The 11,465-nt window shown below is 39.4% G+C and carries 7 protein-coding genes; 3 read left to right on the forward strand and 4 right to left on the reverse strand.

The window, feature by feature from the left end:
• Window positions 1–5: 5 nt before the first annotated feature.
• The 3 genes from lpdA to FLJC2902T_RS07810 all read right to left on the reverse strand — a co-directional run bounded on the left by lpdA (window position 6) and on the right by FLJC2902T_RS07810 (window position 2,358).
• Window positions 6–1,409 (reverse strand): dihydrolipoyl dehydrogenase, encoded by a 1,404-nt coding sequence (gene lpdA, locus FLJC2902T_RS07800; RefSeq protein WP_023579258.1) that lies wholly within the window; start codon window positions 1,407–1,409, stop codon window positions 6–8.
• A 204-nt stretch (window positions 1,410–1,613) separates the two neighbouring features.
• Window positions 1,614–1,814: a hypothetical protein gene (locus FLJC2902T_RS07805; protein ID WP_023579259.1), complete on the reverse strand. Its 201-nt coding sequence runs from the start codon at window positions 1,812–1,814 to the stop codon at window positions 1,614–1,616.
• An 85-nt stretch (window positions 1,815–1,899) separates the two neighbouring features.
• Window positions 1,900–2,358 (reverse strand): Lrp/AsnC family transcriptional regulator, encoded by a 459-nt coding sequence (locus FLJC2902T_RS07810; protein ID WP_023579260.1) that lies wholly within the window; start codon window positions 2,356–2,358, stop codon window positions 1,900–1,902.
• Between the two features lie 180 nt (window positions 2,359–2,538).
• Here FLJC2902T_RS07810 and FLJC2902T_RS07815 point away from each other — a divergent pair, with 180 nt between their 5' ends.
• Window positions 2,539–3,762, forward strand: a complete 1,224-nt coding sequence (locus FLJC2902T_RS07815; RefSeq protein WP_023579261.1) for an aminotransferase class I/II-fold pyridoxal phosphate-dependent enzyme — start codon at window positions 2,539–2,541, stop codon at window positions 3,760–3,762.
• A 150-nt stretch (window positions 3,763–3,912) separates the two neighbouring features.
• On the opposite strand, the gene FLJC2902T_RS07820 is transcribed toward FLJC2902T_RS07815, so the two are convergent.
• Window positions 3,913–7,476 carry a T9SS type A sorting domain-containing protein gene (locus FLJC2902T_RS07820; protein ID WP_081712543.1) on the reverse strand — a complete coding sequence of 1,188 codons (3,564 nt, stop codon included), beginning with the start codon at window positions 7,474–7,476 and terminating at the stop codon, window positions 3,913–3,915.
• A 204-nt stretch (window positions 7,477–7,680) separates the two neighbouring features.
• On the opposite strand from FLJC2902T_RS07820, the gene FLJC2902T_RS07825 reads away from it, so the two are divergent.
• The gene (locus tag FLJC2902T_RS07825; RefSeq protein WP_023579263.1) at window positions 7,681–9,852 is read left to right on the forward strand and encodes a S9 family peptidase; all 2,172 of its coding nucleotides are present in this window, start codon (window positions 7,681–7,683) and stop codon (window positions 9,850–9,852) included.
• A 151-nt stretch (window positions 9,853–10,003) separates the two neighbouring features.
• Window positions 10,004–11,296, forward strand: a complete 1,293-nt coding sequence (locus FLJC2902T_RS07830; protein ID WP_023579264.1) for an amidohydrolase family protein — start codon at window positions 10,004–10,006, stop codon at window positions 11,294–11,296.
• Window positions 11,297–11,465 lie beyond the last annotated feature (169 nt).

Consider the following 11,465-nt stretch of genomic DNA (forward strand, 5'->3'; position numbering starts at 1 on the left):
TCGAATTACACGTGTAACGCTCTGTTCTCCGTAGCCGCTAATGCCGCTTCTTTGATAGCTTCTGCGAATGTTGGGTGTGCGTGGGACATTCTTGAAATATCCTCTGCAGACGCACGGAATTCCATCGCAGTAACCGCTTCAGCGATTAAATCAGCCGCTCTTGCACCAATCATGTGAATACCCAATACTTCGTCCGTTTTAGCATCGGCAAGGATTTTTACAAAACCTTCGATATCCGCACTTGCACGCGCACGACCTAAAGCTTTGAAAGGGAAACTTCCAGATTTGTAAGCTACTCCGGCTTCTTTTAACTGCTCTTCGGTTTTACCAACAGCAGCAACTTCAGGCCAAGTGTAAACAACACCCGGAATTAAGTTATAATCGATATGCGGTTTTTGGCCTGCTAAAAATTCAGCAACCATAACTCCTTCTTCTTCTGCTTTGTGTGCTAACATAGCTCCGCGAACTACGTCACCGATCGCATAAATATTTGAAGCCGTTGTTTGTAAATGATCGTTTACTTCAATCTGGCCTCTTTCTGTAACTTTAACACCTGCTTTATCTGCATTTAAACCATCAGTATAAGGACGACGACCAACAGAAACCAAAGCATAATCTCCTTCTAAAGTGATGATTTCTCCTTTAGCGTTTTCAGCTTTAACAACTACTCCTTCACCTGCTCTGTCAACTGCTTGTACTTTGTGGGAAGTATAGAATTTCATGCCTTGTTTTTTCAGCACTTTTGTCAGTTCTTTTGACAAACCTCCGTCCATACCCGGAATGATTCGGTCCATGAACTCAACCACAGAAACTTTAGCACCTAAACGTAAATACACCTGACCTAACTCTAATCCAATAACGCCACCACCAATAATTACAAGGTGTTCCGGTACTTTCGGCAATTTTAAAGCTTCAGTAGAAGTGATGATTCTTTCTTTATCAATTTTGATGAACGGCAAAGATGATGGTTTTGAACCTGTAGCAATGATAACGTTTTTAGCTTCCACTTTTTCTACAGAACCGTCCGCTTTGGTAACATTAACAGTAGTTGCATTTTCGAATGAACCTACACCATTGTAAACAGTGATGTTATTTTTGTCCATCAAATATTTTACTCCGCCTGAAGTTTGGTCCACAACTGCCTGCTTACGGGCAACCATTTTCTCAAGGTTCACCTTAACATCTCCGGAAACTTCAATTCCGTGATCTGCAAAGTGCTGTAATTCTTCATAATGGTGTGAAGAAGCCAACATAGCTTTAGAAGGAATACATCCCACATTTAGGCAAGTACCTCCAAGGGTTGAATATTTTTCGATAATAGCGGTTTTCATTCCCAACTGTGCGCAACGGATTGCCGCTACATATCCACCGGGTCCTGAACCAATAACAACTACGTCAAATGAACTCATAGTATTTATTTTATGATGTGTTTTTAAAAAATTTCGAGTGACAAAATTAAGGAATTTTGTTTATACGGAATTGGTTTATTCGTGAAAATAAAGTAGTTCTTTGATTTCTGAAAGAATATTTTAGTGAGATAACTGGATATTCGAAAAAACAAATAAAAAAAGCCCCGAAATTACTTCCGGAGCTTCCCATTTTTTAAGCGACGATTAGATTGAATCATTACAGGTATACACTTGCGGACAAGCGATATACTGCACACAATATGCCGGTCCTGTAACGGCTCCGCTGCATGAACAGCCGCAAAGTGATAAATCGGGGTTACCACCTTTTCCGGATCCTTGAATCATTTTTTGGCTTTCATTTGATAATACTTCAACACCTGAAATGCTTAAAAGTCTTGTTTTCATAAAAATTACTTTTTTTGATTAATAAAACACTAAAGTAATCTATTATTTACAAAATACAAGTGAAATTTTAAAAAATTGTAATCTTTTACACATGGAAAGCTGTAGTCCTTTTTACTTCACCAATCATAAAGGTACTGTGAGTACTTCCGATATGCTGCAAGGTAGTCAGTTTTGTCACCATAAATTCGCGGTATGCTTCCATGTCTTTTACGCAGACTTTCAGGATATAATCGTAATCACCGCTAACATGGAAACACTCCAGTACTTCATCGAGCTGCACCACTTCTTTCTCAAACCGATTGATAAATTCCTTGGTGTGCTGCAATAATTTTAAATGACAGAAAACCACAAACCCTTTGTCAATTTTGTTTCGATTTACTAATGCCACGTATTTTTCTATTACACCTTCTTTTTCAAGTTTTTTAATACGTTCATACACTGCGGTTACAGAGAGATTCAGTTTCAGGGAAAGCTCTTTTGTAGTCTGTTTGCTGTCGGATTGCAGCAGCTCTAACAATTTTTTATCTATAGCGTCAAATGTCATCAGAAGATTATTTTTTGGTTTACGAATCAAATTTAACAAATCAAACTCATATCTAATCTGTTAAAATGATTTTTTATAGATTTATTTTCCAAATATCAGTAAATATGTTGATTATTTTTCCTAAATAACCTTATTTTGATTTCGAAACAACTACTAACAATCTTCTTAAAAGAGAATTTTATGGACAAATTTAATCCGGCAGACAGAATTCAGGATTTACAATATTTTGGTGAATTCGGAGGCGTAAACCCTTCTATTTCCGATAGTTCAACTTACACTTTCCTCTCAGCAAAAACAATGTTCGATACTTTTGAAGGTAATGCGGAAGGATGCTACTTGTATTCCCGTCATTCTTCTCCAAGTAACTTATACTTAGACAAAGCTTTGGCTGCAATGGAAGGAACCGAAAGTGCTAATGTAGCCGCTTCAGGAATGGGTGCCATCACTCCTACCTTATTACAATTGTGCGGAAACGGAGATCATATTGTTTCCAGTCGTACTATTTACGGAGGAACCTATGCTTTTCTTAAGAACTTTGCTCCGCGTATGGGTGTAAAAACTACTTTCGTCGACATCACAAAATTAGATGTTGTGGAAGCGGCAATTACGCCAAACACAAAGGTATTATATTGCGAAACAGTAAGCAACCCTCTATTGGAAGTTGCCGATATCGCTTCACTGGCGAAGATAGCAAAAAAACACAATCTTAAATTAGTTGTCGACAATACTTTCTCTCCTTTATCGGTTGCCCCTGCGAAATTGGGTGCTGATATCGTGATTCACAGTTTAACAAAATACATCAACGGAAGCAGTGACACTGTAGGTGGTGTGGTTTGTGCTTCACAGGAATTCATCAATGCATTGAAAAATGTAAATGACGGCGCAAGCATGTTATTAGGTCCGACGATGGACAGTTTACGTTCGGCTTCTGTGATGAAAAACCTTCGTACGCTTCATATCCGTATGAAACAACACAGTCATAATGCTCAGTATTTAGCAGAAAAATTTGAAGCAGACGGCATCAAAACGGTTTATCCGGGATTAAAATCACATCCAAGTCATGAAATTTACAAAACCATGATTAATCCGGAGTATGGTTTTGGAGGTATGATGACCATCGACGTAGGGTCATTAGACAAAGCAAATGAGCTGATGGAATTAATGCAGCAAAGAAACCTTGGTTATTTGGCAGTGAGTTTAGGGTTCTACAAAACATTGTTCAGTGCGCCGGGAACTTCAACTTCTTCAGAAATTCCATTGGACGAACAAGCCGAAATGGGTCTTACCGATGGACTAATTCGTTTCTCAATCGGTTTGGATAACGATATTGAAAGAACTTACACTATGATGAAAGATTGCATGAAGGAACTTTCTATTTTAAACTCAGAACCTTCGATTAAATAATTAATTACATTTTTTGGTTTATATGTAAAATCCGCTTTTGAGCAATCATTAGCGGATTTTTTTGTACTATAACTTCCAGTACTTTGCCATATCAAAAAAAATCAGCCGAAAATTCATCCGGCTGACTTTTATAAATCCATTAAAACTATTTTAATGTTTGATGATCACTTTAGTGGTGGTTAAACCGGCATCAGAATAAATACCGATCATATACAAACCATCAGCCACTCCGGAAGTATCTACACCAAATACATTGACACCCTCAACAGCTTCTCTTTTTTGAGTTACAATCTCTTTACCGTAAAGATCCAGCAACTTAACATCTACTGTTGCTACCCTGTCAGACCAAAAGGAAACAGATGTGTTTTGATTAGCCGGATTAGGATACACATGTAAAGATGATGAAGTTGTAAATACAGATTGCGGAGACCATGTAGCGATCGTAGTTCCGTTAGGACAAACTGTTGCTACCTGCCAAACATAAGCTGTACCCGCAGTTAACCCGCCAATTTGCATCATGTTAGTAGTTGATGTTAACATTCTGTAAGGCAAAGTACTGTTTACAGGTTTGTAACGTACAGTATAAGCAACAGCACCCGGAATTCCGTTCCAACGAAGAACCGCTCCGTTAGCACTGATATTCGTTGCCGATAGATTAGATGGTACCGGACAAGCATTCACATGACAACTTGCAGTGGTAAATCTAATCCCTGCAGACCAAGGACTTAAAGTAACCATTCCGTCCGCTGCAGTACCACACACTTTTTGCGCCTGCCATTCGTACACCGTATTACATACCAGATTCCTTAACTGGAACGGCATTGTCACGTTATTCAGCGTAATCCAAGTCGCATTCGGGCCATGGTAACGGATATTATATCTTCCCGCATTCGTAGTGGTTCCTATAGTAAGAACTGCTCCGTTGGCACTGATGTTCGTTGTAGACAAATACGTCGGTACCGGACAAGTCGGCACAGGACAATTGGCAGTGGTGAAAGCCATTGCTGTTGACCATGCACTTAAGACTGCGTTTGTATTCGATGATGTTGGACAAATCTGTTGTGCCTGCCATTCATATGCAGTACTACAAGTCAGATTCCCTAACTGGAACGGCATTGTCACATTATTCACCGTTATCCAAGTCGCATTCGGACCATGGTAACGGATATTATATCTTCCCGCATTCGTAGTGGTACCTATATAGAGCACTGCTCCGTTAGCACTAATACCCGTTGCAGCCAAATTGGTTGGTACAGGACAAGTCGGTGTAGGACAATTGGTCGTTATGAAAGTTACTGAAGCAGACCAGGTACTTAAAACCGGAGCTGTACCGGCTGTTGTAGTACAAACCTTTTGCGCTTGCCATTCGTATGCGGTATGACACGTAAGATTACCTAATTGGAAAGGCATAGTAACGTTATTCACATTAACCCAAGTTGTTGAATTGGGAATGCGATAACGGATATTATGAATTCCCGTATTGGCAATACTTCCCAAATTAAGAACCGCTCCTGTCTGACTAATATTAGTAGTCGATAAATAAGTCGGAACAGGACACGTATCCACCGGACAATTAGCCGTAGTAAAAGCAGCTCCAACTGACCAAGGACTTAAAATATGAGTTCCGTCCGCTGCAGTACCACACATTTTTTGCGCCTGCCATTCATACGCCGTGTTACAAGTCAGATTTCCTAATTGGAACGGAATAGTAACATTATTCAATGTAATCCACGTTGTGGAATTCGGACCATGGTAACGGATATTGTAAATTCCTGTATTTGTAGTAATACCCAAATAAAGTACTGCTCCATTGGCACTGATATTCGTTGCTGTTAAATTAACAGGTGCAGGACAGTCTGGCGCAGGGCAATTGGCTGTTGTAAAACTCACTCCTGCTGACCAAGCACTTAAATTTCCGGTTGTACCAGATGCTCCGGAGCAAACTTGTTGCGCCTGCCACTCATAAGTCGTATGACAAGTCAGATTTCCTAATTGGAACGGCATTGTCACGTTATTCAACGTAATCCAAGACGCATTGGGACCATGATAACGGATATTGTAAACCACAGTATTAGACGCAGGACTTATATAAAGAACCGCTCCATTAGTACTAATATTTGTAGTGGTTAAATATGTTGGTGTCGGACAAGTTGGTGCAGGACAATTAGCAGTTGTAAAAGCCGTTGCTGTTGACCATGGACTTAAAACAGCTGCATTGTTTGGCGTTGAACCGCAAATTTGTTGTGCTTGCCACTCATATATTGTATTACACACCAGATTCCCTAATTGGAACGGCAATGTCACGTTATTCACCGTAATCCAAGTCGCATTCGGACCGTGGTAACGAATATTGTATCTTCCCGCATTTGCGGTGGTACCTAAAGTAAGAACTGCGCCGCTAGCACTAATGTTCGTTGTAGCCAAATTGGCTGGTACCGGACAAGTCGGTTCAGGACAGGTCGCTGTAGTGAAAGCCACTCCTGCTGACCATGGGCTCAAATAAGCGGTAGTTCCTGCTGCCCCGGCACAAACCTGTTGCGCTTGCCACTCATAAGTCGTGTGACAAGTCAGATTTCCTAACTGGAACGGCATGGTTACATTATTCAAAGTGATCCAGTCGGTAGAATTCGGACCATGATAACGGACGTTGTAAACAACTGTATTAGACGCAGGACTTATATAAAGAACCGCACCGTTAGCAGTAATGCTCGTAGTGGTTAAATACGTTGGTACCGGACAAGTCGGTGCCGGACAAGTGGCAGTTGTGAAAGCTACTCCGGCTGACCAAGCGCTTAAAACAGCATTCGGAGTTGAAGACGTTGCACAAACCTGTTGTGCCTGCCACTCATAAGTCGTATTACACGTCAGATTACCTAACTGGAACGGCATAGTAACATTGTTCAAAGTAATCCAGTCGGAAGAATTCGGACCGTGATAACGGATGTTATATCTTCCCGAATTCGTAGCAGTACCAATATAAAGCACTGCTCCGTTAGCGCTAATACCCGTTGCAGCCAAATTGGTTGGTACAGGACAAGTCGGTTCAGGACAGGCAGTCGTCATGAAAGTTACCGAAGCAGACCAGGCACTTAAAACAGGTGCTGTACCGGCTGGTGTAGTGCAAACCTTTTGCGCTTGCCATTCATAACCGGTATGACATGTAAGATTCCCCAATTGGAAAGGCATCGTAACGTTATTCACCGTAATCCATGTTGTGGAATTCGGAACGCGATAACGGATATTATGAATTCCCGTATTGGCAATAGTACCTAAATTAAGAACTGCCCCCGTTTGACTAATGTTTGTGGTTGACAAATAAGTCGGAACAGGGCAAGTCGGTTCAGGACAATTGGCAGTGGTAAAAGCCGATCCTGCAGACCAGGCGCTTAAAACAGTAACATTATTTGGATTTGTACCGCAAACTTGTTGTGCCTGCCACTCATACGCTGTATGACACGTCAGATTTCCTAATTGGAATGGCATCGTAACATTGTTCAGCGTAACCCACGTTGTAGAATTCGGACCGTGATAACGAATATTATATACTCCGGTAGTTCCGGTAGTTCCTGCATAAAGCACCGCTCCTGTGGGACTAATATTCGTTGCCGTTAAATTGGCTGGTGTAATACAATTTGTTTGCGCAATCAATCTACCTGGTAGGGTTAGAATAAAAGCAAACAAAAGAAACACCATTAGAGAGTAATTTTTCTTCATATTCTTTGGATTAATATGTTAGCAATGTTAAAATTAACTTAATTTATTGAATATTACGTATTTAAAACTTGTGTTTTTACTATTGCTTTATAACAATTTTGTGAAAAATGTAACTAATTGATGTGTCAAACAATTTTTAGCATTCATTAACACAATGAGAATGCAACTTTATATAAATTAGCAACCAAATTATTTAATCACGAAATGAAAAAATTTACTTTATTATTTCTTCTTTCAGGTTCAGCGGTATTTGCCCAACGAACCCTTACCATAGAAGAAACTGTAATGGGCGGAAGAAAATATGCTCCAACAACCCAAACTGCCCAACAATGGCGCAAAGACTCCAAAGCGATTACCTATTTAAGTGCTGATTTTTCAACTTTATTCGAAAAAAGTGCCGCAACTTCATGGAAGGAAACAACTTTGGCAACGAAAGCCGAATTTGAAATCGCTTTAAAAGCAAAATTCTCAAATGATGAGTTTACACTAAGAACCTTCCCTACTGCCATCAACTGGAAATCGGCAAACACTTTTGAAACCGAAGTAACCGGTAAAAAAAACAGTTACAAAGTGATTTATGACGTGGCTGCGAAACAAATCGTAAGCACGGTTTCTTATGCGATCGAGGCTGCTCATGCCACAATCGCTTCCAACAATAACGTTGCCTGGTTAAAAGGGAACAATATACAGATTACGGATGCTTCAGGAAAAGTAATCGAAGTAACCAATGATGCAAATGCAGCTATTGTAAACGGATCCGATTATGTACACCGTCAGGAATTCGGTATCGACCGCGGAATGTGGTGGAACGAAGCCGGAACACAACTGGCGTATTACAGAAAAGATGAAACCATGGTGGGCAACTACCCTATCATCAACTGGAATGAGCGTGAAGCCGTAAACAAAGACATCAAATATCCGATGGCGGGTATGAAAAGTGAAGAAGTTAGCCTTGTAATTTATGATGTTGTTTCAGGAAATAAAGTTACGATTCAAACCGGAGAACCAAAAGAACAGTATTTAACGATGGTTTCATGGGAGCCGACAGGAAAACACATTTTCATCGGAATATTAAACCGCGAACAGAATCATCTGAAATTCAACAAATACGATGCAAAAACAGGAGCTTTCGTAAAAACATTATTCGAAGAAAAAGCATCGACTTGGGTAGAACCGCAACACGCACTGACTTTCGTTCCAAATAACCCGAACCAATTCATTTATCAGACGGATTTTTACGGTTTCAACCAAATGTATTTGTACAATACCGACGGGAAATTATTGAAAAACCTAGGTTATAAAGATGTTGTCGTAAAAGAATTGTTAGGTTTTGATGCTAAAAACACCAAAATAAACTACTTAGGAACTGCGAATAATGGCTTAGACAAACAACTGTATCAGGTAGATATCAAATCCGGAAAAACGGTTCAACTGACTACCGCTTCAGGAATGCATATGGCTTCTGTTTCTTCAGACGGAACAATGATTTTGGATCAGTACAGCAATGTTACTACCCCGAACGAAATTTCGGTTATCGACGTAAAATCGAAAAAAGCAACCACTTTGGTAAAAGCCGATAATCCGTTCACCGGAAAAGTAGATATGCCGAAAATGGAATTGGTTACGATAACTTCCGCAGACGGTAAAACGCCGTTAAACGGAAGAATCATCTACCCAGCTAACTTCGACGCAAACAAAAAATACCCTGTAATGCTTTATGTTTACGGAGGTTCTCACGCGCAATTGGTAAACAACCGTTGGATGGGAGGCGGAGGTTACTTCGACTATTACATGGCACAACAAGGCTACGTGGTATTTACATTGGACAGTCGTGGAAGTGATTCCCGCGGAAAGAAATTCTGCGATGTAACACACAGAAATTTAGGTGTGAACGAAATGGCCGATCAGATGAAAGGTATTGATTTCCTTAAATCGAAAGCGTTTGTGGATGCCGATAAAATTGGTGTTTTCGGATGGAGTTTCGGTGGATTCATGACGACTTCATTAATGACCAGCCACAGCGATGTGTTTAAAGTGGGTGTTGCCGGTGGTCCGGTAATCGACTGGAAATACTACGAAGTGATGTACGGAGAGCGCTATATGGACACGCCTCAGGAAAACCCTGAAGGTTATGCAAAAGCTTCTTTATTGGATAAAGCAAAAGATCTTAAAGGACGTTTGTTGGTAATTCACGGTGCTCAGGATCCGGTAGTGGTACAACAGCAAAGCATGAATTTTATCGAAGCTTGTATTAAAGCCGGCAAACAGGTGGATTACTTCTTATACCCTAACCACGAGCACAACGTGGGTGGTAAAGACCGAATTCATATGTATGCTAAAATCGCTGATTACTTTAACGTACATTTGAAGAAATAGACTTCTTATATTTCTTAGATTTTTAGACTTCTTAGATTGTTAGATATTTAGAGAATCCGTCTTGTGAAAACAGGACGGATTTTTTTTTATTTTTATACAGAAAAGTTTTATAAATTTGAATCGCTTTCAAGTACAACTTATAACACTAAAAATGAAAAAATTTCTTTGCTTTCTGATAGTTCTTAGTTTTCAAATCGCTTTTTGCCAAAATAAAGAAGCTGATTTTATCATAACTAATGTTTCTGTAGTTCCGATGAATAGTGAAATCGTTCTGAAAAACCAGTCGGTTGTTATTACTGACGGAAAAATCATTGAGATTGCCGATGCCAGGAAATTAAAAACAAAAGCGAAACAAACCATCGATGGTAAAGGTAAATTTTTAGTTCCTTCGTTAGCCGATGCACACGCCCATCTTCCGGAAAATGATACAGAGTTAGAGAAATATTTCAAACTCAACCTTATTAACGGCGTTACAAAACTTCGTTCAATGCGGGGCGATTCGAAGCATATTGAAATGAAAAAAAAATATAATACCGAGAATTCATATTATCCGAAATTATACCTCTCTTCTAATCCTATCACACGAAATCTGAGCTTTACAAAAGAAGAAATTGCTGCATTCGTAAAAGAAACTAAAGAAAACGGATTTGATTTCATAAAAGTGCTGAGCATTAAAAATCAGGAACTATTCGATGAATTAAACACAGTTTGTAAGGAATATGATGTAAAAATCGGCGGTCATTTTCCGAGCAATCCAAAAGGTGTTGTAATTAGTGATGAAAGCTTTTTTGGATCGAACTATACTTCTTTCGAGCATTTGGGCGGACTTATCGGTGAGCCAAATTCTTTTGAGTCAAGAGTAAAATCAATAAAAGAAAAAGGATTGTATGCTTGTCCTACCTTACAATGGTATATAATCGGTTACGGACAATTTTCTGTTGAGGATATGATAAAACAAAAAGGAATGCAATTCATCAATCCTGAAACCGTTAAAGAATGGACCGAGAAAACAACTTTGTATCGGGAAAAAACGGGCAAAAAGGAGTTTGAAGAAGAAGTAGCCCTGTATGCAAAAGAATTGCAGGAACGTCGTACTGTTATCAAACGCTTAAATGATGAAGGTGTTCCGTTAATATTGGGTCCGGACAGCAGTTCAAAATTCATCGTGCCGGGCTTTGCAATGCACGAAGAAATGAAATCATACCAAAAAGCCGGTTTAACAAATTATGCAATTTTAAAAACAGGAACAGTAAATTTCGCCAATTTGTTTAATGAAAATTACGGAACAATTGAAGTCGGAAAAAATGCAGATTTCCTTATTGTTTCAAAAAACCCATTGAAAAGATTAGATGCTTTGGAAAAAATTGAAGGCATTTACTTTAACAATCAGTATTTAAATAAAAATGCACTTGAAGAAATGTCAAGGTCAATTTTACCGAATTAAAGATTATTGTCTTCTTATAATCAATAAAACCCTGAGTGAAACTTAGGGTTTTTCATTTCCCACGCTGCGCAAAGTCTCCCGACTTTGAGCCACAACCATAAATACATCTGAATAATTTTAATTGTGCATTTATGTGTAAATCGCAAAGTCAGGAGACTTTGCGTAGCGG

It is taken from the genome of Flavobacterium limnosediminis JC2902 (assembly GCF_000498535.1).
Lineage (GTDB): Bacteria > Bacteroidota > Bacteroidia > Flavobacteriales > Flavobacteriaceae > Flavobacterium > Flavobacterium limnosediminis.